Genomic DNA, 22435 nt, shown 5'->3' with positions numbered 1-22435 from the left:
TGAATTCACTCCTCTAAAAATATTTCTATCTGCCATCAGGCAAAAATAATAAATTGCGACCTAAACGCCTATACCTATAACTATAAGTAAAATAATCAGCTATGCTTTCTCTAATGTTAAAGGAAGTTAGATAAGTATCACTTAAAATCGGTTGATAAAGAGCCATCTTTATTTTTTTCTAAATTCCGTTTCAAGGATATTAATTTTTGTCTTGGCCCTATTAAATGCGTCAGTACCTAAAAATAATCGTATAGGCGGATTTTGACTTTCAGCAACTTTTATAATCATGCTGGCTGCCCCATTTGGGTCTCCAAATTGTTAACCATTGAAACCTGCATTTTTACTATGAGATGTTCTTATAGCGGAGTATTCTTCAATTGTATTAGCCGCATAAATAATAGATTCTTCATTTAAAAAGAAGTACGAGAAACTCCTGGCGCAATTGCAGTAACATGAATTCCAAATTCTTTAACATCTTCTGCGGCAACCTCTGAAAGACCCATTACAGCAAATCTGGTAGCAACATAAACGGACCAACCTGTGGAAACAGCAACCAACCAAAGGCAAGTGTATACCCATTTTGTACCCAGGTAAGCTCCGTAGTGGAGAAATTGAGTTCATGCTGAATCTTTGGGAACGCAGTTATGACGATAGAAATATCCAGTACAATCATCAGGTAACTCCCCAGGATGATGATGAGTATTGGCATACGTTTTAAAGAAGATGCATCCATATTGGCCGCTTTAATAAAAAAAGAGTGAAATTTAAATACCTATTTTTACGAATTTAGATGTGGCTAGAGTGGCGTGAAACCAATTTCCATTTTTTATTTTGTAGCACATACACTTCAGAATACATGACATTGTAAGTGACTTCGGTTGCATCTTTTGTTATAGTAAAAAGGCCTTTCCCAATTACAATAGCTGTTTTACCGAAGATTCTCGCAGATGCTTCTTTTATTTCAATGCTATTAAAAACGGGGGTTCCATTTTTTACATCGTCTAGATATTCTTTTTTAGATTTAATTGCCCCACTAGCTTGAATAATAGCCACATTATTGTCAAAAAGATTGGCCAAGGAATCAACCTTTGCTTCTACTTGCCAACGAAATTTTTCTTTTGATAAAGACAGAATTTCTGATTCTGCTTTTGATTGACCAAACACATTAGCCACAATAAAAAGAGTAAGGAGTGTGAAAATTTTTTTCATTTTGAAAGTATTTTAATTAAAGTTCAAAGATAATTATGCCGCAAAGCACAGAATAACGATAATCAAACAATACCTTACAAAAATCAAAGATTCCTGAATTTTAATGGACTTAACTGTAAATGTTTTTTAAAAAAGTTATTGAAATTAGTGACTTCTGTGAATCCTAATGCATAAGCAATCTCTGACACATTCCAATTACTGTGTTTTAATAAAATTTTAGATTCTTGCAAAACTCGTTCGGCAATAATTTGAGAGGTTGTTTTTTGAGTAGTTTCTTTTACTGCCTTATTCAAATGATTGACATGAATATTTAACTGGTTTGCAAAATCGGAAGCCGTTCTAAAATGGACTTTTTGATTGGTATCATCAATAGGAAATTGACGTTCTAAAAGTTCTAAAAATAAGGTAGAAATTCTTTGAGAAGCATTCAATTGTTGATTTTCAATATTGGCAGAAGGATCCATTTTCATGGCAAAATGCAATAATTCAAAAACAAGATTTCGTAATACATCGTATTTGTAAACATATTCTGAATTGATTTCTTCAAACATACGTTTATAAATGACCGCGATTTTTTCTACCTGTTCATCAGTCAATTCAAAAATATGTGTGCCGTTAGGTTGAAAAACCGAGTATTGATTCAGGTTCCCATATTGATGAAAAAAATGTTGATTGAAAATACAGAAAGAACCCTCGCTAATGTTATCAAGATGTTCCCACTTATAAGGTATCTGCGGATTAGAAAAAGATAATGCCTGTTTTTTAACTTCCACCACCTTGTCTGCATAGTGTACTTTGCTATTACCCTTCACCAACATGATTTTATAAAAATCACGGCGTTTATAGGGGACAGGTTGCGCTTTTTCGCCAACAAAAGGTTCTAAATTAAAAACATTGAAATGCCCAATTTCATTTTTAAAATTTTCGGGCATCCAATCGAATTTTGTCTTATAAAAATCTTCTATTGACTCTGTTTTTTCCATAAATAAGATAGCAATTTTAAATAAAGGTAATGCCTAATTACAGCCTGGTCAAATTTTTAACAAAAAATTGCAGGATTATTTAAAAAGCATAGGTTAGTGTTGCATTCCAAACGAAGTCTTTACTCGCCGCTATATTGGTATCAATCACTTTATTGAAGAATACTGAAACTGAGATTGGATTGTCAACTTTTGATACTGTAAACATAGTACTCGTATAAAAACCATCAGCATCATTCATTCGAAGGTAGTACACTTGCGGACTTATCTTCATTCGTAAACTATTAGATACTTCAATATTTGAGATACCAGTATTCACTGTAACAAAATGCGTGTTTTTAATAGTCCCTAAATCAAAACCATGAGAATATAAATAATACATCCCCAAGGTTAAGTCTTTAGAAATGTGGTAGGTAGGAACAACCTCTGTAGCCACATATCTTTGACTTACAATATAATCACTTGTAACACCATCTTTAGTTAAAGGGATTGTTTTAAATGCAAATGCAGGATGAGCTCCTATATTCAATGAAAATTTATCGCTTTTATATGCTTTATATCGCCCCCAAAAAATAAATGCCCATGGCTTTCCTTCTAATGAAAATCGCAATTCAGGCTCAAAAGTTAGTCTGCTTGTTCCAACCGACAGATTAACTATTGCCGCGGGTTTCCCTAAGGTAAATGTAGGTATAATAGAAATACCATTATTTGTGACACTAATAGCACCTTTAAACTTTAAATCATTCTTTGGACTATCTAATTGTTGAGAAAAGAGAACGGATGTTTTTATTAATACCAATGTTAATAAAAGACCTCTAAATACTGTTTTTTTAATATGGATCACTTGAAATCATGTTTTAATATTTTACAATAATTTTATATGCAAAGGAAATTTTTTTATGATTTTATTTATAATGAATTTCAAATCAATACTTATGAATTTCAAAGAATTGTTCTATTGCCTTTAAAATAAGTTTAATATACAAATAAATTCTTGTAATTGCTATAGAGATACAATTGTAATAATTACTTTGATTCTACACGTTCACTACATTCGCTCTATTATCATTTCTAGATTCAAAATCTGGCATATAGGCATAAAAAAGCCCGACATTGCTGTCAGGCTTTTAAAGCTTCCCCTATTGAACAAAGTTGAAAATTTTACTCAATTGTCGATATTTAACTGTCAGTAAAATAATAAGTTAATCTTCCTGAAAAATTACAGGAGGTCTTTTTCTCTTTCTCTGATTTAGGTGATTCTTCCACCATATTAGTTTCATCAAATTTTGTTTGATAATTTGTATAATCTTTCTTTTGATAATGCTCTTGTGGTCATAAAATATATTTTTTGTGAATAAAAGATATGCACACAAAACTATTTACAGAATCAACATAGGAAAGAACCTATATAAAAGACTATTTTGATTATAATCAATAAGAAATTGAATTTCTATTAAAGTGACTTTAAATAATCGACACTTTTTTTCAATGCTATTTCAGGTGATTGTACCATATCTTGTTCAACGAAGAAATGCTCAACGCCATTTTGTTTTGCGGCAGCAAGTATTGTAGGCAAATCTAGTACACCTTCACCACATGAAGTCATGTATGGGAAAAGGCTAATCCATTGTGATGCATCGCCGCCATCTCCTGCGAATCTTTTTGCTTCTTTCATGTCCTTTATATGTACCATTTTATATCGGCCTTTGTGTTTTTTGAATAATTCAACGGGATCTGCTCCACCAGCTATTGTCCAATAAAGATCCATTTCAAAATAAACCAAGCTAGGATCTGTTTGATCAAAAATGATGTCTAATGGCATAGTACCATTCACTATATTTAAACCATAGCCATGATTGTGATACGCAAAACAAATACCTTCTTTTTTCGCTGCAGCACCAATAGCATTGAATTTTTCTGCTACTTTTTTATAATCGTCCAAGGTTTTTCTTTCAGCATCAGGAATGGATGGAAGCACTACATATTTTGCACCGATTAAATTAGCGGCTTCCGCCAATGGACCCATATTGTTTGATAATGTATCCAAATCAGTATGCATTGCAGGAATACTAATGCCATTTGATTTTGCTGCTTTTAAAAAATCAGAAGCTGTTTTATTAAAGAAGCCACTTCCTTTGAATCCTAGTTGAGGTGTAACAGCATTCCACGAAGCTTTTGCTTTTTCAGTACTGAATTCATAGGGGCCAAAACATTCCACTTCTTTGTATCCCATTTTTGCCAGCATTGCAAAAGCAGCCTCAAAGTCATTCTCTAACATTTGTGGTATAGAGAATAAACCCAAACCCACTTTATTGACTAATGGAGTTCTGGCAAACAGTTCATTTGCATTTACTAAAGATGCTACAGAAAATAGGGCAGTGCTTTGAAGGAATTGACGACGTTTCATGGTAAATAATTTATGCCTCTAAGTTATTCAATTATTTGGAAATAAAAACCACTTAGCCAATTTTAAACTAAGTGGTAATGATATTCCAATTTGCAACCTTCAATAAGGGGTGGTGGTTTTAATAGAAAAGCGGAACCGTTTTTTCGAAATTTCAAGAAATTGAAAAACAAGTAATCACTAATTTTTAGACATAAAAAAAGCCCGACATTACTGGAGGGCACTGAAAAAGCATCTCTTTCTAGTAATTAGACATTTTAAGGCGATTAAGGAAAATTCGAGTTTTGCTTAAGTACTTCATTTTCAGGATAAAAAAAAGAGTAGAAAATCTTATTTTTCTACTCTTTTAATGAAATCTAATTCTTTAAGGACTTTTTCAGTGCCCTCCATTACTGTCAGGCTTTTTATCACTTGCTCTTCCTTAATTGACGGAAACGTAGCTTTAATGCGCTTAGGTGTTAGTCGTCCAAAAATTAAATAATTACTTTTTCGAAAAATTATCGGATTTAAGAATCAATCATTTCTTCGTTACTTTCAAATCCTTAAAATATCCTATTGTTCCAATTTCAACCCAAAGTGCAATACTACCTTTTTTAGAAGTCCCCAGCATTTTAGTAACGATAAATGAAGGCGATTTTTGGTTATTGATATATAAAACTGCCTTTTCATCCTGAAAATCAATACGTACATCAATCCATTCGTTTAATCCTATGTCGGCATAGGTCTCATACAAACCGTTCGCTTCTTTTCTAAGTCGGCTAAACGTATAGTCCGGATAGGAGAAATACTGAACGGTATGGTTGCGTCTTAATTGATCATCGGCTCTCCCATTACTCGGTCTAAGGTAGATGGCTTCGAAATTTCTATTCTCTTGATCCACACGATAGGCCAATCCTAAAAATCCCCGCGCAGCAGGAAAAGGTGAATTTTCCATGATTCGGCTTAACATTTTAACTTCAATCGTCCCGTTCTCCATGTCAACATTCGTTAATTTGACATAGGTAGGCCCATCTACTGAGGCCTCAATATTTTTCTCGTCAAAAGGCGAAGCAATTAAGTCACGCTCTACTTTTAAGACTTGAGCGCCGTCCATATTGACGATTTCTGCTTTGGTATTTACGGCTTCAAATTCCCGCTGATTCCAGGTGAATTTTTGAGCAAATGCACTCGTCATATTTAAAACAAGGAGGGAGGATAAAATTATTTTTTTCATGTTTAAATTATTTTATTTTTCGTCTATAAACGGAGCTATACTAGCCCAAGCAGCATTAAAATTCACAATAAAAGCAGGGTGACCAGCATTAGGGATAATCGCTAATTGGTGATTACGAATTAACAATGCGGCATTTAAAACATTTTGTACGGAGTTCCCCTCATCTCGGTCGCCAGCCATCAATAAAACCGGGCATTGAATAGAACCTAATAATGCTGCCCCTACGGTAAGTTGGTTGTAGCAATTGGAAACCTGTTTAAACACTTCTTCTAACCGATTCGGTTCTGGCATTAAGGCGCGTTGTTGTGCCCAAAATTCCGTATCCATTTCCATAGCTTGATTGAAGTTGAAATTAAAATCCCTTAATCCCGGATATAAAACACCCGCGCCTATCACGATCATTTTTTTAACTTTATCAGGATACATGGAGCCAAATTTATAGGCGGTAAATCCTCCATCACTAAATCCGAGAATCATTACTTTTTCTTTGGTTGCCTCATGGATTACTGCTAGGACATCATTGGCTCTTTGTTCTAATGTCAATGGTTCGACTCCGATTTCAGATTTCCCATGCCCACGAGTTGAAATCGCAATCACTTGGAAATCATTAGCAAGACTATCTATAATTCTTGCCATTTCTGTCGTTGAACCAAACAGTCCACCATGCAATACTACAATGGGTTGCCCTTTACCATATACTTCATAATAAATTTTGGCATCTTTTGATTGTACATAGTGCCCCGCCTGTGGATTATTTCCATAGGGAATGTTATTAATTACATTCGGAGGTTGCATAAAATGACGTAACGGTTTTTGACCAAACGCACTACAACAAAAAACTACATATACTATAAAAACTACTACTCCTTTTTTCATTTACTTTGCATTATAAAATAATCCAGCACCAATAGGAAGTACCTAATGTTCCTGGCTTCAATTGTAAATAATAACGGCTGGTTTGAATCCTTTCATTTACATAATTTGTCAGCAAGTGAGATTGTCCTTTTTAGATTGTCGGGACTGCTCCAATTTGCTGAAGCAATGCAAGAAAATCAGGTTGTCCATATTCTTCAACAATTTTTCCAGATGATAAACGGTAGAAATTCATAGCTTGAACTTTAATCGGCTTTCCTGTTGGTGGAATACCATTGAAAGAACCTTGATGTGTTCCAATCATAATAAAACGAGCAGCAACTTTATCATTTTCGACTATCATATCTTCCAATAACCATTGAATATCCGGGAAGCCACTTCTCATCATTCCAATGATTGCAAGATAGCCAGCAGGGCCTCTCATTGGTTCAGCCTGCCCAGGAACGAAGAATACCGCGTTCGGACTGATAAGTTCTTCTGAAAGTTTTTCACTAGCAGTATTAATGAACTCTACAAAGCTGTTCATTACGAGTTTATTTGTTTCTATTGTTGTTGTCATATTCTCCAGTTTCTATTGTTTCTTCTTGATCTTCAAATCTTTAAAATAACCTATCGTTCCAATATCCACCCATAAAGCTATAGCTCCTTTAGTGACATTCCCTTTCATTTTATAATTGCATATATTAAAATAATTTTTCAGCCGGAGGTATAGCACCCACTAATCTCAAATAAACGGTTGTTTGCGCTCGATGATGGGTTTGATGTTCAAAACACTTGTTTAACACTTGCGCTCTGCTCATATCAAATTGTCCGAACAGTTTAATAGACTCTGAAAGTTTTGCATTGGGATATTTTTTAATGGCATTGATGGCAAAATCATAGGCAGCCATTACTTTGCCGGTAACACTTGCTTTGTTTTCATCACCTGATTTTTCTGAATCCTCAAAACCTACTGGCGGTTTCTCATCGGTAGCAGAACCCACGAAACCATATATCGCATCACTCAAGTGTAAAACTTGACCTGAAAAAGAGCGCATTTCTTTTGTTGGTTTAAATGAATATCCACTTTCCGGCATTGCATCCAAATATTCTTTAGTATACGCTTTAGCTCTTTCCCAGTCCTTAACGATATCATCTGTTGCTGTTTGTGCATTCAAATTACCCATAGATAAAATTAATGTCAGAAGTAATAAAATCTTTTTCATGTTTCTTGTTTTTATAGTTTTTTACAAATTTACAACCATTAGTGTATATTTGTAACCAACAAATTAAATACTGGTAACCAATAGGTAACCACAAATTGTATGAGATATATTGAAAACCCTTATGATTGTCCCGTAACAAGAGCCATGTCAATTTTTGGCGGAAAATGGAAGCCTATAATATTAAATTGTATTGGTGAAAGTTCTTTGCGGTTCGGAAAACTAAACCAATTAATGCCTGCTATTTCAAACAAGGTGCTCTCTAATGAATTAAAAGAATTAGAAACGCTAGGATTAATTGAAAGAAAAGAGTTTAAAGAAAGCCTCCAAAGAGTAGAATATACTTTATCCGATTCGGGGAAAAGTTTGATGCCTGTTTTACATGAAATTGCAAGCTGGGGTAATTCAAATGAAGCAAAAAAGATTGTTAAGGAAATGGCTAAGTAGAAAACCCCATCCATAATTGCGTGAAACAAATTTTTTAAAATTTCAATCCCTGAAAAATCAGGAATCACTAATTTTTAGGCATAAAAAAAGCCCGACATTACTGTCAGGCTTTTAAAGCTTCCCCTATTGAATAAAGTTGAGAATTTTACTTAATTGTAGATTATTTAACTGTCAGTAAAAGAGTAAGTCAAATTTACTACAAAATTACCAGAGGTTATAATTTTGTTTATCGATTAGGATTATTTTAATATTATAAAATATAAACTACTCCAATTATAACCCCTTCTTTGCCTCAAGAGCAATAGGAACTGTATTTAGAAGTTCGAGAGATTTAACCATTTCCTTTGTAGTGCTCTTATATTTTTTAAAATGAGGTATTTCTCTATGAGCAGTGTAAGCATCCTCATTAGCATAAATCTCAAAAGTTGTAATGCTGGTAGGATTAGCTTTATCAGCCACGGCATATAAAGACAGAACTCCTGGCTCTACACGAACATAAGTCTCAATTTCCTCTTTCAATGCAACTTTATAGCTTTCCAGCTAAGCTGAATCAATTTGGAGTTTTACAATTCGTATAACTAATTTTTTATCTTGGGCAACCGCATTGCCACTAAAAACAGTTGTCAGCATAGTATAGTAAGAATTTGAAATAATACATTGTGCTTTATCATTGTTCCTGTTGTTTGGGAATAGATTGTTTTCATTCCTCGAAAAGATAGAAGGGCAGAAAGCCAGTTTTTTTTCATTTCCATTTTTTTTATATTTCAACAAAAGTTTTGCAACATGTTATTTTGATTATTCAGATCTAACTATTATATTCTTCATTTGAAAAGCCACTGCCTATTTAACTGGCAAATAATTCTTGTTGAAAGAATATATTAAACTCACATTCATGACGAAATCCTTGCTGGTTAAATCCGTTTTAATTGTTTTATTGATGAAGGATTGTAATGAAATGGGATATTTTTTATTTGCCAAGGTAAAACCTGAAGAAAAGTATACTCCGTCTTTACCGTCAATATTTAAATAATAAACTTGTGGATTGAACTTTAAAAAATAATCTTCTGTAAGTTTAATATTTGAAAAATTACTGTTCAAAGTTATGAAATGGGTATTATTGCTGGAGCTTTCCTTCATCCCTTTAGAATACAAATAATAAACTCCTACACTTACGTTTTTTCTGAGGATATAATTGGGAGAAATTTCAGTAGCAAAATATCGCTGACTAGTAATTATCTCCTTGTCAACTCCATTGACTGTATTGGTAATTGTCTTGAATATAAGAGCAGGATGCGCTCCTATATTTAAATTAAATCGATCAGTCTTTAGCAACTTGTACCTCCCCCAAAGAACGATAGACCATGGTTTTCCTTCCAAAGAAAATCGAAACTGTGGTTCAAATGTAAATTTTTTACCCATTGCCAATTCAATTATACCTGCAGGTTTCCCCAAGGAAAATGTAGGTATTATCGAAATACCATTATTCGTTATTGTGGCTGATGCGCTAAATTGACTAGGGGATTTTGTAGTATCGGCATTTTGAGCAAAGTTGTAATGGCTACTTAGAACGCATAAGGTAACCGTAACCCATAAACATAAGCATCTTCTTTTATTCAATACAGTCATATTTTTTGTTTTCTTATTAAAGAACAAAGTTAGATTGATTATTATGCTTGATGTTTAATAAAATCAAACCTTCCTTGTTCGAGTCGCTTGTAAAAAACCGCAAATCCGTCACCATCCCAATAAAGCAGTTTGATGTGGGTTTTAGATTTATTATTATTATTTCTTAACGCTGTATTTTTCAGTTCTGGCATCTCTGATTAGCCCTTTCCAGTTTAATCCGAAACCAAAATCATACCCATTTCCGTTAGTATCTACATAAGGAATCATGTCGTGAGGAACATCTTCCATTTGTTTTTCAACGGTAGACATGTTCAATGGCATTTGTAAAGGCAATAATCCAGAAGGCTCCGTTTTTCCAGAAACAATATCCATTAGAGCTTCTACTTGTACACCAAATTCACCCACTATTGCATCAACTTCTTTTTCAAATTCACCAAAAACCATTGGATTTGAAATGTTTATTGAAACAATTACCGGTTTCCCATTCATCGCTTTTTTAGTTTCAAGAATCGTATTTAAATCCGGATAGGAATTTGATTTAGACATTTTATTCAAATACGAGCGGTTTGTAATCGTTGGGTCAATCACAGGATCTCCAGCGGCTATACTTTGCGATCTGGCATCAACTGCCGTATAATCTTTTAATTGCAAACTGATCGGAACATATCCATTTCCACCGGCTTCCCTATCGGCTCTGCTGTATCCGCCGCTTATCGGACTTTTGATAAAGACGATGGCAAAATCAGCTTTAGCAGGATCATCCGTTACGGTATAATATTTTTTAATCAATTCTAAATTAATGGGATATTCAGTTTTTTCAGGAACCGGTTGACCAAAAAAGTTGATTCCTGCGGGAGTAACTCTTTTCGGGATATAGACGGTCTTTCCTTTTGCGATTGGCAAGGTGTTGTTTTGATTTTTAATCATCACAATAGACTTTAATTGTGTATCATAGCCTGCCTTCATAAATTCAGGTTGACCCACAATTGCTTTGGTCTCATCAGCATCTAAATAAGAATTTTCAAATAATCCCACTCTAAAAATATTCAAAAGTAAACGAACCGCTGATTGCTCAAAACGCTTACGCATAAAAGTTTCTCCATGTTCTTTAATTCCCATTTGGTACGCTTCAAGCACAGGCTTAATGTCATTATTTCCGCCAAATTGATCCACCCCGGCCATCATAACTTTATAATGTCTTTCGGCAACACTTAATTTTTCAACACCCCATGATTTACCTGCAAAGACATCAGGTGTAGCTCCTTCATTTGCTGTAATCAACCAGTCCGTACAAACCACGCCGTCATAACCGTATTTATTTCTTAATAAATCAGTAATGATATATTTACTAAATCCGTTTCCAACATTCTCACCGTATTTTTTATCCTGACCATACGAAATCGTATAATACGGCATAACTGCCGATGCTTTTTTAGTTTTTCCGTTCAACTTAAAAGCTCCTTCTATAAAGGTTTTTAAATGGGTGTCAAAGTTATTACCTGGATACACTGCAAATTTTCCATACGCAAAATGACCATCACGACCTCCTTCTTCCGGACCACCACTTGGCCAATGTTTTACCATTGCGTTGACACTTTGATTTCCCCATCCATCATAAACCTCAATTGATTTGGGTGATGTTTGAAATCCATCTACATAGGCTCTTGCCATGTCTGTCGCTAATTTTGGGTCTTCGCCAAAAGTACCCACAAAACGATTCCATCTTGGTTCTGTCGCTAAATCAATTTGTGGAGATAAGGCTGTAGTAATTCCCAGGGCTCTGTATTCCTTGGCAGCAATGGATCCAAATTTTTCCGTAATAGCGGGGTCAAAGGTGGCCGCCAATCCCAATTCCTCAGGCCATTGTGATATAGAGCCGCCTGATCCTGCATTGTATTCAGAATCTTTATTGGCTCCATTTCTTGGGTCAGAACTGTTATTGGATGGAATTCCCATTCCAATCCCTTCCACTAATGCTTGTATGTTGTTATTCCATTCTGCCGCAATTATCGGGCTTTGAACCGAAGTCATTAGCACATGGCGCAAATTATCGTTGGTTAAAAATGCAATTTGTTGATCGGATAAATCCGAAGGTTTTGCGCCACTTTTAGAAAATGGTTTTTCATTATACGTTCCGGTAAACATTCCTGCTTCCTGCGCTGGAATAGCTTGATGCCTGCTATATAACATCAATCCGGCCATTTGCTCCACCGTCATTTTGGCGGCAAGATCTCTGGCACGTTCTGCTACCGGTTTTCTCCAATCTTCATAAATATCTAACGTGCCATTTTTGTTCAAGTCTTTAAAAGCTAAACTGTTTACTTGTATGATTTTAACTCCTGATTTGGGTGAATACCCTAATGTTTGGCCTCCTTTATTTTGTACAATAGTGTAAGAACCTTTGGGGGTTTCCGTCCATTTTTTCTGGGCATAGGTTTGCGTTCCAGCAAGTAAAATTAACGCAGGTAATACTATTCTTCTTTTCATATTTTGGTTGTTGTATTTGGTATGTAAACAGGTAAATTTTCTTCGTTATGCAACGAAAACGTTTTCAAATATATAAAATAATGCGTCACAACAACACAATGAAATTAAAAAACATTTTCTAAGATACTAAAAATACGCATTTTACTTCGTGTAACCCTTTAGTTTTTTTCCAAAACCAAAATCCAAAAAATCCTAACCTTGCTGTCTAATTTTACAAAACACAGACTATTTCAATTGTAATTTCTTCTTTGCCTCGAGGGCAATAGGATCTGTGTTTAGGAGTTCCAGGGATTTAATCATTCCCATTGTAGTATTTTTATATCTCTTAAAATGAGTGGTTTGTATATGGGTATTGTAAGCGTCATCATTGGCATATATCTCAAATACGGTGATGCTGGCAGGGTTAGCTTTATCAGATACCGCATATAGTGAAAGGACTCCAGGCTCTACACGAACCGAAGTTTCCATTTCCTCTTTCAATATACTTTTATAGCTTTCCAGTTGGGCTACATCAATTTCGAGTTTTGCAATACGTACGACCAGATTCTTATTTTGAGCAAATGCACTGCCGCTTAAAAGGGTTGTCATCATTATCATTGCTATAATTTGATATAATACTTTTTTATTTTTCATTTTTTTTGATAGTAGAGTTTAAGTCTTCAGAAAAAAGACTAATAGTCTTTCTTTTTCACCCATTTTTTCATACTGGCTATTTTTTTATAAATTTTCGATTACTAATACTAAGCATCCGCGTGCTTCACTTTACTTCTTGATCTTTTTAAGTGTAAATGCTTCTCCAGGAACAAGCACATAAATGCGTTGTGGATTAACCACCAGTTTTTTTAATTTTTCAGGATCACCATTGAACGGTGCAAAATCAGGTGAATCCACTGATCCCCAATGATTAAGCAGTAGTGGCGTGTTTGGATACGCATTTGCAATTTTAACGGCACCTTCTAAAGTGAAATGCCACTCGCTATCTGAAAAATCAAACAAAATAGCATCTGGCGTAGGGAATTCAAGGTGTTCTTTCATCAATCGAGAATCGCCTGGAGCCCAAATAGTGCCATCAGGTGTTTCAATCCAAAACCCACATGCATCTTCATTTTTAAAGACACGTTTACTCATGCCCGGATAAGCATTTTGGTATGCATGATCAGCGGGAGTCAGTTTAATCTTTAGATGCCCTACTTTAAACTGATCTCCAATAGTGTGACCAAATGATTTGAAACCTTCATTTTTCATCAGTGAATCAACATATATTGTAGAATGATATTCTTTTGTTACACGCAATAGGTCGCGATTGGTAGGAATACTATAATGGTCATTATCGGCATGCGTAACCAATACAGCATCTAATCGAAGGACATCTTTTGGCGCTATGGGAAAATCTATTAAAAGTGGCATATCAAAACCTTCCAGCAGCGGATCAACCATCAAAATAGTACCGCGGCTATTGATAAAAAAGCCAGCCATACCCAGCCATCTTAGTGTGGTTTTATCAGATACTTCAAAAGCCTCTGCACCAAAATTTTGTGTTTTCCCCGGTCGAGCCTGATATTTCTTCTCTTTCTTTTCTGTTGCCGTACTTTGCTTACCGTTTGTAGGCGATTGTGCCTGGACAATTAGTATTGAAACTAAAAAAGTCGCTACTGTAAAAATCCAATTTTTTGCTTTCATAATTCTTCTTGTTAATTAGTAATTACTTGATATGCAAATTTCTTTCTATTTTGTATGATAAAATTATATAAATCACTGTATATCTTACCATTATTACTGATTAAAGATAAAAATAAAAAAGTAAAAAATATTTATATTAATTTTGAATGAATTGAATTTAAAAGTCATGAAAGAAATAGTAAAATTGGAAAGTATCGCACAATTTAATTCTGAGCGAGGACAAAAGACCTTACACCCCAAGGTAAGTGTTCTGGACCAATCACTGTCAAAACCCATAACAGCAACCCGTTTCGTTTCGGAACTTTATATCATTTTTTTTAAGGACTTGAAATGTGAGGAACTCAAATATGGGCGCACCCATTATGATTACCAAGAAGAAACATTGCTTTTCATTGCACCAGGTCAGGTTTTGGGATTTGAAAAGGATATTAAAATTATACAGCCAAATGGATGGGCATTAGCATTTCATCCTGATCTAATACGGGGAACTTCACTTGCTAAACGCATCAAAGACTATGATTTTTTCTCCTATGATGTAAATGAAGCGTTGCATGTCTCTGAAAGAGAGAAACAAATTGTTTTGGAATGTTTTAACAAAATAAAACATGAATTAGAATATCCAATTGACAAACACAGTAAATCTATAATTGTGAGCAATATTGAATTATTCTTAAATTATTGTGTTCGCTTTTATGACCGGCAGTTCATAACCAGAGAAAACATTAATAAAGATGCCTTAGTGAGGTTCGAAACCTTGTTGAACGACTATTTCCAATCGGGTAAACCACAAACGCTAGGATTACCTTCGGTACGGCATTTTGCTGAAGAACTTCACTTGTCAGTAAACTATTTTGGAGATTTGGTGAAGAAAGAAACCGGAAAACCAGCTCAGGAATACATACAGGAAAAAGTGATAGATCTTGCCAAAGAAAAACTTTTTGATATCAATAAATCAATTAGCGAGATTGCTTATGAAATAGGTTTCAAATACCCACAACATTTTACTAGATTATTTACACAACGGGTGGGTTATTCCCCTTACAAATACAGAACGATGAATTAAAAGCTACAATAGATCTATAGCATCAAAAAACACTCGAACTGGTGTTTTTAAATAATAAAAGTACTGTTTTAAAGCATGCTACAAACAAAAATTCTATTATTACAAAAAGTGGTAACAAAAAGGAGTATTTGAAAACCGGTATTCCGTTAAACTGGTTTTTTAGTTATTTTTACATCATTCTAATCAACCAAAAATGAATAAATTTTCAGCTTTACTTATCGCATTGATATTGCCCATTTTTCTTTTTGGTCAAGTTAAAAACGATTCGTTATTAAAAGAATTGGATAATACCGTCAATGAATATGAGTTGTATTTAAATCGAAAAGAGGCCGATATAAATAAACTTAAAGGGCTTTTACACTATACGTCTACCGACTTGCAAAAATTCGAAATTTATGGAAAATTGTATGTTCAATATAAAGCGTACCAGTCGGATTCAGCATTAATTTACGCTAGAAAGAGTTTGTTAATTTCCCAAAAATTAAAAAATACAGACAAAGTAAACGAAGCAAAATTAAACGTTGCCTCCATAATGGGAACTTTAGGAATGTATAAGGAATCCCTTGATATATTGGAAACAATAAACATCAATTTGACGCCAAATCTAAAGGGAACCTATTATTGGACGAACCGGATTATCTATGGTTATTTGAATGATTATGGCACTTCCAGTCAAGAAAAAAAGGAATATGATGCGTTGACGAAAAAATACAGAGATTCGGCAATGCTTTATTTTTCGCCAAAATCCATACAATTCGGTATTGCCAAATCAGACCAATTTTTGGAGCATGGGCATCCGGATCAAGCGATAGAATTGCTGCAGGTATTCTTTTCAAAAACAGCAAAACAAGATCCGGATAGAGCCGTTATCGCCTATATTATTTCGGAAGGGTACCGATTGAAAAAAGACAAAGAACAGGAAGAAAAGTGGTTGATTGTCTCTGCAATATCCGATTTGCAATTGGTAAAAAAAGAAAATATTTCTTTGCGTAAATTGGCTTTCATTTTATATGAACAAGGCGATATAGACCGGGCTTATAAATACACCAAAAGATCATTAGAAGACGCTCTTTTTTGTAATGCCAAATTGAGAACCTACGAAATATCAAAAATGCTGCCCATTATAAATGAGGCTTATGAAAATAAAAATGAAACCAACAGAACGCAGCTAATCATTTTTCTAATTTGTGCCAGTATCTTATCCTTGTTCTTATTAGTGGTTTTGGTACTGCTTTTTAAACAAATGAAAAAATTAGCAAATGCCCAAAAAGAAATAAGTTTAGCCAATACAAAACTTTCGGTATTGAACAAAGAATTAAATGAAATCAATGAAAGGTTGAATCAAACCAATGCAACACTTGCCGAAGCGAGTTTGTTGAAAGAAATTTATATTGGCCGCTACATGGATCAATGTTCGGATTATATTGCAAAATTAGAAGAATATAGACGAAAATTGAATGTAATGGCTACCGCAGGAAAAATGAATGAACTCGTAAAAGCAGTGAAGTCAAATACTCCTATTGAGAAGGAATTAAAAGAATTTTATACCAATTTTGACCAAACTTTTTTACAACTATTCCCCAGTTTTATTGATGAGTTTTCGAAATTGTTAGTAGACAAAGAAGAGCTTCATTTGAAACAAGGCGAACTTTTAAACACGGAGTTAAGAATCTTTGCATTAATTCGTTTGGGAATCAAAGACAGTACAAAAATAGCAGAATTTTTAAGGTATTCGGTATCGACGATTTACAATTACAGGTCGCAAATAAAAAATAAATCGTTAGGACCGAGGGAAGAATTTGAATCCAAAGTCCTATTGATTGGATCATCAGGTAAAAACTAAAACCATTTACTTCACCATTACTTGTTGAAAAGCATTCTTTATTGCCTTTTTATTTTATAATTCTGCCACTTTTTTTGAGGATAAATTAACTTTAAAATATTGATTTACAATTAATTATAAAAAATATAATTTACTTTTTTTCTACCTGTAAAATTTTAAGCAGGGAAAGAATCTACTTTTACTATATCGAAATTTTTGAAATATAAGGCAATACTCAAACGTGTTTAATAAATCGATTTCGTTCAAAAAACCATTAACTAAAAAATTTAAAATGAAAGTAGCATTATCAAAGGGAATGGCCATTGCATTATTTTGCTTTGGATTAGTATCAACAAACCCATCTGTAGCGCAAGAAAAAAAACCTACAGTTGACCGTAAATGGTGGAAAGAAGCCGTTGTATATCAAATTTATCCAAGAAGTTTCAAAGACACTGATGGAGATGGAGTAGGAGATTTGAAAGGGATTATTCAAAAATTAGATTACATCAAAAGTTTAGGAATAGATGTGGTTTGGTTGAATCCAATTTACGGTTCACCAAATGCGGATAACGGATACGATATTTCGGATTATCAATCTATTATGAAAGAATTTGGAACCATGGAAGATTTTGATGCATTATTGAAAGGAATGCATGAAAGAGGCATAAAATTAGTAATGGATTTAGTTGTCAATCACAGTAGCGATGAGCACAAATGGTTCCAAGAAAGCAGAAAATCCCGTGACAATCCCTACAGAGATTATTACCATTGGTGGCCAGCCGAAAAAGGAAAACCAGCTTTCCGCCCAGGTGCTTTTGAAGCAGATGGAAGTGGTTGGAGACATGATAAACAAACGGATTCTTATTATTTACATTACTTCAGCTATAAGCAACCTGATTTGAATTGGGAAAACCCAAAATTGCGTCAGGAAATTTATAGCATGATGAATTGGTGGTTCCAAAAAGGGATTGATGGATTCCGTATGGACGTGATTCCATTTATCGCAAAAGACACTACTTTTCCGGTGATCACTCAAGCCGATTTAGATAAAAATTACCAAGGACGTTGGGATGTTTTTATGGCCAGCGGACCTCATTTGCATGATTATTTGAAAGAAATGAATAAAGAAGTTTTGAGTAAATATGATGTAATGGCATTGGCAGAAGGTGCCGGAATGACGCTAAAATCAGCTCACGATTTTGTGGATGCCGATAGAAAAGAACTGGATATGGGATATCATTTTGAAGGCACCAACTTAGGATACATTCCGGGTTATTTCAAAAAAATGAATCCAAAATGGAGTTTAGTTGATTTCAAAAAAATCTATTCTGACTGGGATGCGGTTTACGACCAAAAAGGATGGGGAACCATTTATTTAGGGAACCACGATCAACCTAGAATGACTTCTCGTTGGGGAAATGACGCACCAGAATTCAGCGCTGTTTCATCAAAAATGTTGACTACTTTTTTACTTTCGATGAAAGGAACGCCCTATTATTATAATGGAGATGAAATAGGAATGGTGAATGCCAAATTCAATAAAATTGAAGATTATAGAGACATCGAAACGATTGCAGAATATGAAAAAGTAAAAATTGCCGGGGGTGATTTGAAACAATTCATCGAAGATCAAAAAACAGGTGGAGCCAGAGATAACGGGCGTACTCCTTTTCAGTGGGATAGTTCTAAAAATGGAGGTTTTTCAACAGCGGAACCTTGGTTAAAAGTAAATGACAATCACACTACTTTGAACGCAGCGGCTCAAGAAAAAGATCCAAATTCTGTATTGAATTATTTTAGAAAAATGACTAAACTTCGCAAATCGAATCCCGTTTTAGTTTATGGGAAATACACTCTTTTAGACAAAGAGAATCCAAATGTATATGCTTACACCAGAGAATTGGATGGTAAAAAAGTGTTGGTGTTATTAAATTTTTCTGCAAAAAATGCAGTAGCAAATACTGGAATTAATTTAAAAAACGCAAAAGTGTTGATTAATAATTATGCAACGGTATCAAAAAAAGCAACACTAAGACCTTATGAGGCCCTTGTTTTAGAGTTGAAATAAGCAACTATAATTTTACTAATAATTTACTATATTGTCTAAGTTTTACATTTAAAAAAAGGACGATATAGTAAATTGTTTTTTTAATAAAATAAAAAACTTCCTTTAAGTTAAGAGGAAGTAAATCCAAAACTTTGCTCAAATCTTGCGCATAAAAAAGGTTTCAAGAAATAAATCTTGAAACCCTATTTTAGTAGTGTTCTCACTTGAATTGGCAACAGCTCAACTTCTATACATCTATAGCATCATAAACAACTACTTTTTCCCATAAATGAGAACAGTTCTTTATAAAAGCCTGATGAAGTGGGTGGTCCTGGTATATTTTTTGCCCGGCTTCATCATCAAAAAACATGAGTTCTGAAACACTCCAAGAGGTGTCTACTACTTCACGCTTTTCCGTCGAAGCTAAAACGCCCACATGAATTTGGCGAATAGTTGGAATTGCCGCTAAGGTTTTCAAACCGGAAATCAATTGCTGTTTATCAGCTTCTGATTGGGGGTTTTTTAACCAAAAAAATACATGGTGCAACAAGGGTTTTTTCTTTGGACGCATTGCAAAGCCCATAATACCTGCAACTCCAAATAAAGCTGCAGAACCAATAAATCTTCTACGTATCATCAATTTTTTAATAGGTAAATATCGAAATTTAAAAAATAAAAAAAGACAAAATAACTCCTTTTATTTGTTGGAACAGCTTCGCTAAGAACAATTAATCCCTAAATGGAAGTTTTCCTTTAGGTATTTATAAAATCTTGTCTATAAAAAAAGGTTCCAAGATGCTATCTTGAAACCTTTTCGGGAGTTACTCCACTTCTTATTGTCTTATTTCATTGCAGGCATGCCTCCTTGGTTGTTTTGCTCTCCTTCTTTAAGGTCATCATTAGTAACCCCCTTCTTTTTAGCGCCAGTGAAATTCATTGAACCAAAATTATAACTGAATGTAATTCCAAAGGAACGGATTGGAAATTTAAAGGCACTGGTTTGACTGAATCCCTGTCCACTTGAATTCTGTTTAAATTCCAAATCCTTTTTGAATGGTGAAACCATGTTAACTCCCAATGATGCCGTTTTGTTCCAAAACTGTTTTTTGACTCCAAATACCATTAAATTAAAAGCGGGACTGGTGCCTTGCAGTGTTTTCTTGGAAGAATTTTGGATTACAAAAGCTTCAGCTGAAATGTCGTTTTTTAATTGAAGTGTCCCACTCACGAAAGCAGAATATTGAATTGATGTGCCATTCGTGGATTGTTCCAGGTTGTATACCCCGGTTGGATCTGGTTTGTAAGTAAAGGCATTAAAGTTTCCACGTAAGGTTAGTATCTTAAACGGATTTACGGAACCGAAGAAACTCATTCCAAAAGATTTATTGTTACCAATGTTTTGATAATTGGTGATCGTTCCTGTCTCGCCTGATAAAGGTGTTGCAATACCTTCAATCAGGTCTGATGTATATTTATAATACGCCGAAATATTCAGGCTGCGCTTTTGTGAAAATGTTGAATACCCAAACTCTACGGTTTGTGATACTTCGGGATCTAGGGTTGGATTTCCTTGTGTTTGTGCTTGGATATTTGATTTATTAATAAATGGGTTGAGGTAGGTAAAGCTTGGTCTTGAAATACGTTTGCTGTACGTCAATTTTAAAGAAGATGATTCTGACAATGCTTTCTGTAGTGTAAAGCTTGGAATAAATGTCCCATAGTCAATTTTGAATGGGCTTAAGTTTGTTTGCAGCGCATTCGTAGGATCACCTTTGATGGCTGTGTTTTCAAAACGAGCACCGGCCATTACAGTAAAACCTTTGGGTAAAGTTACCGTTCCTACAGTATAAAGGGATGCAACATCCTGATCATAATTGTATAAATTAGAACTAACAGGATCGAAAACAAATGCATTTTGTGCATCAGGAACATAATTTTGAAAATCACTCGAAATCTTTCTAATGATTGTTTTACCTCCAGCTTCCAGTTTGAATTTTTCGGTTACCGGCAAGGTATAATCCAATTGGAGCGTGTATTCATTATTGGTTCCGTCATTATTTGCTTTTTGATTGGTATAAAAACTGGAATACTTATTTTGATAATCTGTATTGACTATACTATGGCTCCATTGCGAGGAAAATGTAAGTTCGTGTCCCGCCTTTGCAAATTTATGGCTGTAGTTAAGATTCCAGTCAAATCCGCCAAAAGAATTTTTTGAACTGCTTTGTCCGGTATAAATGCTACTGTTTGCGTTATTCAGATAATCAGTAAACGTATTGTCACTCCTGCCAGTTCGCTCAAATCCTCCGTCATTATATCGGAAGGTTGTGCTTAAACTGTTGAAAGTATTAAAATCATATCCAGCTGTTACAGCTGCTACTACGCCACTACGTTGCACTTCGTTAGTACCTTTACTCGTTTGTAAACTGTTGGCGGTACTGTTGTTTAAAATTTGATTCGATTCGGAAGCTGACTCTTGTGGCCAGCCATTGTTGAATCCAACATTTGCCGAAAGGCTGAAACGGTTTTTATTATAATTAATGTTGGCATTAAAGTTATTTTGTCTCGTGCCAGTACCACCACTTACGGAGCCGCTTACTCCGGAAACATTTTTCTGTTTAGTGATAATGTTTATTATTCCTGCAGATCCTTCGGCATCGTATTTTGCAGATGGTGAAGTAACCACTTCGATGTTTTTGATTTGGTCGGCAGGTATTGTTTTCAACACATCCGAAAGGTTGGCGGAAGTTGCCCCCGACGGTTTTCCATTGATAAGCACACGCACATTTCCATCTCCACGGATGGATACTTTCCCGTCAATATCTACATTTACCATAGGAACTTTCTGCAATACGTCCGTGGCATTACCACCGCCGGCCGTCAAGTCTTTTTCCACGTTGTAAACAATTTTATCAATTTTGTTCGTCACTTGTTGCGTTTTGCCTACTACAACAACTTCTTTCAACGTATTTGTTTCAGGACTTAGAATCACTTTCCCGATCTCAAGATCCAATTTTGCATCCGTTGTGATTACTGATTTAATAGTTTTGTCATTGTAGCCAATAAACGAAATGGTAGCGGTATATGTCCCGGCTTGAATTTCATTCAATTTGAAATTTCCGGTAGCATCGGTCAAAACGCCTGTCAAGGGTTTAGTGGAGTTAATTTTGTAAAGGCTTACCGAAGCATAATCTACCGGTGCCTTAGTTATCGAATCGATTACGGTACCAGAAATTTTTCCTTTTAAGTTATTCGTTCCGGTAAAAGTTTGCGATTTTACGGATAAAACAGCAAACAGCAATAGGGTAAGGAGGACAATTTTTTTCATTTTAAGATATTTTAAGTTCTGAATCCATTAGAATTATTTAAAAAAATTCGTTTG

General features: G+C 34.7%; 21 protein-coding genes. 4 read left to right on the top strand and 17 right to left on the bottom strand.

Going from position 1 to position 22435, the window contains the following annotated elements; genetic code table 11:
* Positions 1 to 410: 410 nt before the first annotated feature.
* From FNW38_RS04270 to FNW38_RS04230, 9 genes are all read right to left on the bottom strand, one after another.
* Positions 411 to 557, bottom strand: coding sequence for an SDR family NAD(P)-dependent oxidoreductase (locus tag FNW38_RS04270; RefSeq protein ID WP_143387055.1), 147 nt, complete (start codon positions 555 to 557; stop codon positions 411 to 413).
* 229 nt (positions 558 to 786) lie between these two features.
* Complete coding sequence (locus FNW38_RS04265) at positions 787 to 1209, bottom strand: nuclear transport factor 2 family protein (RefSeq protein ID WP_143387056.1); 423 nt, start codon at positions 1207 to 1209, stop codon at positions 787 to 789.
* Between the two features lie 83 nt (positions 1210 to 1292).
* Positions 1293 to 2192 carry a helix-turn-helix domain-containing protein gene (locus tag FNW38_RS04260; protein ID WP_143387057.1) on the bottom strand — a complete coding sequence of 300 codons (900 nt, stop codon included), beginning with the start codon at positions 2190 to 2192 and terminating at the stop codon, positions 1293 to 1295.
* Between the two features lie 79 nt (positions 2193 to 2271).
* Positions 2272 to 3033, bottom strand: coding sequence for a hypothetical protein (locus FNW38_RS04255; protein ID WP_144064512.1), 762 nt, complete (start codon positions 3031 to 3033; stop codon positions 2272 to 2274).
* A 609-nt stretch (positions 3034 to 3642) separates the two neighbouring features.
* Positions 3643 to 4596: a sugar phosphate isomerase/epimerase family protein gene (locus FNW38_RS04250; RefSeq protein ID WP_143387059.1), complete on the bottom strand. Its 954-nt coding sequence runs from the start codon at positions 4594 to 4596 to the stop codon at positions 3643 to 3645.
* A 514-nt stretch (positions 4597 to 5110) separates the two neighbouring features.
* Entirely contained in the window at positions 5111 to 5806 is a 696-nt protein-coding gene (locus FNW38_RS04245) for a hypothetical protein (RefSeq protein WP_143387060.1), read from the bottom strand.
* 12 nt (positions 5807 to 5818) lie between these two features.
* On the bottom strand, positions 5819 to 6682 hold the full coding sequence (locus FNW38_RS04240; protein ID WP_143387061.1) for an alpha/beta fold hydrolase: 864 nt from the start codon (positions 6680 to 6682) through the stop codon (positions 5819 to 5821).
* A 130-nt stretch (positions 6683 to 6812) separates the two neighbouring features.
* Positions 6813 to 7238 (bottom strand): ester cyclase, encoded by a 426-nt coding sequence (locus tag FNW38_RS04235; protein WP_143387062.1) that lies wholly within the window; start codon positions 7236 to 7238, stop codon positions 6813 to 6815.
* A 124-nt stretch (positions 7239 to 7362) separates the two neighbouring features.
* The gene (locus FNW38_RS04230; RefSeq protein WP_143387063.1) at positions 7363 to 7884 is read right to left on the bottom strand and encodes a DinB family protein; all 522 of its coding nucleotides are present in this window, start codon (positions 7882 to 7884) and stop codon (positions 7363 to 7365) included.
* 99 nt (positions 7885 to 7983) lie between these two features.
* On the opposite strand from FNW38_RS04230, the gene FNW38_RS04225 reads away from it, so the two are divergent.
* On the top strand, positions 7984 to 8328 hold the full coding sequence (locus FNW38_RS04225) for a winged helix-turn-helix transcriptional regulator (protein WP_143387064.1): 345 nt from the start codon (positions 7984 to 7986) through the stop codon (positions 8326 to 8328).
* Positions 8329 to 8601: 273 nt separating this feature from the next.
* On the opposite strand, the gene FNW38_RS04220 is transcribed toward FNW38_RS04225, so the two are convergent.
* From FNW38_RS04220 to FNW38_RS04195, 6 genes are all read right to left on the bottom strand, one after another.
* Complete coding sequence (locus tag FNW38_RS04220; protein ID WP_218043819.1) at positions 8602 to 8847, bottom strand: putative quinol monooxygenase; 246 nt, start codon at positions 8845 to 8847, stop codon at positions 8602 to 8604.
* 321 nt (positions 8848 to 9168) lie between these two features.
* Positions 9169 to 9954: a hypothetical protein gene (locus FNW38_RS04215; RefSeq protein ID WP_143387065.1), complete on the bottom strand. Its 786-nt coding sequence runs from the start codon at positions 9952 to 9954 to the stop codon at positions 9169 to 9171.
* 41 nt (positions 9955 to 9995) lie between these two features.
* The gene (tnpB, locus tag FNW38_RS17965) at positions 9996 to 10145 is read right to left on the bottom strand and encodes an IS66 family insertion sequence element accessory protein TnpB (protein WP_143387066.1); all 150 of its coding nucleotides are present in this window, start codon (positions 10143 to 10145) and stop codon (positions 9996 to 9998) included.
* Positions 10111 to 12441 (bottom strand): glycoside hydrolase family 3 protein, encoded by a 2331-nt coding sequence (locus FNW38_RS04205; protein WP_144064511.1) that lies wholly within the window; start codon positions 12439 to 12441, stop codon positions 10111 to 10113. Before FNW38_RS04205 ends, tnpB begins: the two co-directional genes overlap by 35 nt.
* 225 nt (positions 12442 to 12666) lie before the next feature.
* Positions 12667 to 13032, bottom strand: a complete 366-nt coding sequence (locus FNW38_RS04200; RefSeq protein ID WP_218043820.1) for a putative quinol monooxygenase — start codon at positions 13030 to 13032, stop codon at positions 12667 to 12669.
* 171 nt (positions 13033 to 13203) lie between these two features.
* Entirely contained in the window at positions 13204 to 14121 is a 918-nt protein-coding gene (locus tag FNW38_RS04195; RefSeq protein ID WP_144064509.1) for an MBL fold metallo-hydrolase, read from the bottom strand.
* Positions 14122 to 14287: 166 nt separating this feature from the next.
* Here FNW38_RS04195 and FNW38_RS04190 point away from each other — a divergent pair, with 166 nt between their 5' ends.
* The 3 genes from FNW38_RS04190 to FNW38_RS04180 all read left to right on the top strand — a co-directional run bounded on the left by FNW38_RS04190 (position 14288) and on the right by FNW38_RS04180 (position 19074).
* Positions 14288 to 15184, top strand: coding sequence for a helix-turn-helix domain-containing protein (locus tag FNW38_RS04190; protein WP_143387070.1), 897 nt, complete (start codon positions 14288 to 14290; stop codon positions 15182 to 15184).
* 193 nt (positions 15185 to 15377) lie between these two features.
* Positions 15378 to 17027 (top strand): DUF6377 domain-containing protein, encoded by a 1650-nt coding sequence (locus tag FNW38_RS04185; protein WP_144064508.1) that lies wholly within the window; start codon positions 15378 to 15380, stop codon positions 17025 to 17027.
* 271 nt (positions 17028 to 17298) lie between these two features.
* The gene (locus FNW38_RS04180) at positions 17299 to 19074 is read left to right on the top strand and encodes a glycoside hydrolase family 13 protein (protein WP_143387072.1); all 1776 of its coding nucleotides are present in this window, start codon (positions 17299 to 17301) and stop codon (positions 19072 to 19074) included.
* Between the two features lie 226 nt (positions 19075 to 19300).
* Here FNW38_RS04180 and FNW38_RS04175 read toward each other — a convergent pair whose 3' ends face one another.
* Both FNW38_RS04175 and FNW38_RS04170 read right to left on the bottom strand, forming a co-directional pair.
* Positions 19301 to 19690, bottom strand: coding sequence for a Dabb family protein (locus FNW38_RS04175; protein WP_143387073.1), 390 nt, complete (start codon positions 19688 to 19690; stop codon positions 19301 to 19303).
* Positions 19691 to 19894: 204 nt separating this feature from the next.
* Positions 19895 to 22381, bottom strand: coding sequence for a TonB-dependent receptor domain-containing protein (locus FNW38_RS04170; RefSeq protein WP_144064507.1), 2487 nt, complete (start codon positions 22379 to 22381; stop codon positions 19895 to 19897).
* Between the last annotated feature and the right edge of the window lie 54 nt (positions 22382 to 22435).

The organism is Flavobacterium gawalongense, assembly GCF_007097265.1.
GTDB classification, from domain to species: Bacteria; Bacteroidota; Bacteroidia; order Flavobacteriales; family Flavobacteriaceae; genus Flavobacterium; species Flavobacterium gawalongense.
This window is presented reverse-complemented; position numbering and strand designations above follow the sequence as displayed.

Excerpts from the sequence above, each read along its gene's own strand:
- FNW38_RS04265 (WP_143387056.1), bottom strand. The coding sequence starts at position 1,209 with ATGAAAAAAATTTTCACACTCCTTACTCTTTTTATTGTGGCTAATGTG.
- FNW38_RS04260 (WP_143387057.1), bottom strand. The coding sequence starts at position 2,192 with ATGGAAAAAACAGAGTCAATAGAAGATTTTTATAAGACAAAATTCGAT.
- FNW38_RS04250 (WP_143387059.1), bottom strand. The coding sequence starts at position 4,596 with ATGAAACGTCGTCAATTCCTTCAAAGCACTGCCCTATTTTCTGTAGCA.
- FNW38_RS04245 (WP_143387060.1), bottom strand. The coding sequence starts at position 5,806 with ATGAAAAAAATAATTTTATCCTCCCTCCTTGTTTTAAATATGACGAGT.
- FNW38_RS04240 (WP_143387061.1), bottom strand. The coding sequence starts at position 6,682 with ATGAAAAAAGGAGTAGTAGTTTTTATAGTATATGTAGTTTTTTGTTGT.
- FNW38_RS04235 (WP_143387062.1), bottom strand. The coding sequence starts at position 7,238 with ATGACAACAACAATAGAAACAAATAAACTCGTAATGAACAGCTTTGTA.
- FNW38_RS04230 (WP_143387063.1), bottom strand. The coding sequence starts at position 7,884 with ATGAAAAAGATTTTATTACTTCTGACATTAATTTTATCTATGGGTAAT.
- FNW38_RS04225 (WP_143387064.1), top strand. The coding sequence starts at position 7,984 with ATGAGATATATTGAAAACCCTTATGATTGTCCCGTAACAAGAGCCATG.
- FNW38_RS04215 (WP_143387065.1), bottom strand. The coding sequence starts at position 9,954 with ATGACTGTATTGAATAAAAGAAGATGCTTATGTTTATGGGTTACGGTT.
- tnpB (WP_143387066.1), bottom strand. The coding sequence starts at position 10,145 with ATGCCAGAACTGAAAAATACAGCGTTAAGAAATAATAATAATAAATCT.
- FNW38_RS04205 (WP_144064511.1), bottom strand. The coding sequence starts at position 12,441 with ATGAAAAGAAGAATAGTATTACCTGCGTTAATTTTACTTGCTGGAACG.
- FNW38_RS04200 (WP_218043820.1), bottom strand. The coding sequence starts at position 13,032 with ATGATGACAACCCTTTTAAGCGGCAGTGCATTTGCTCAAAATAAGAAT.
- FNW38_RS04195 (WP_144064509.1), bottom strand. The coding sequence starts at position 14,121 with ATGAAAGCAAAAAATTGGATTTTTACAGTAGCGACTTTTTTAGTTTCA.
- FNW38_RS04190 (WP_143387070.1), top strand. The coding sequence starts at position 14,288 with ATGAAAGAAATAGTAAAATTGGAAAGTATCGCACAATTTAATTCTGAG.
- FNW38_RS04185 (WP_144064508.1), top strand. The coding sequence starts at position 15,378 with ATGAATAAATTTTCAGCTTTACTTATCGCATTGATATTGCCCATTTTT.
- FNW38_RS04180 (WP_143387072.1), top strand. The coding sequence starts at position 17,299 with ATGAAAGTAGCATTATCAAAGGGAATGGCCATTGCATTATTTTGCTTT.
- FNW38_RS04175 (WP_143387073.1), bottom strand. The coding sequence starts at position 19,690 with ATGATACGTAGAAGATTTATTGGTTCTGCAGCTTTATTTGGAGTTGCA.
- FNW38_RS04170 (WP_144064507.1), bottom strand. The coding sequence starts at position 22,381 with ATGAAAAAAATTGTCCTCCTTACCCTATTGCTGTTTGCTGTTTTATCC.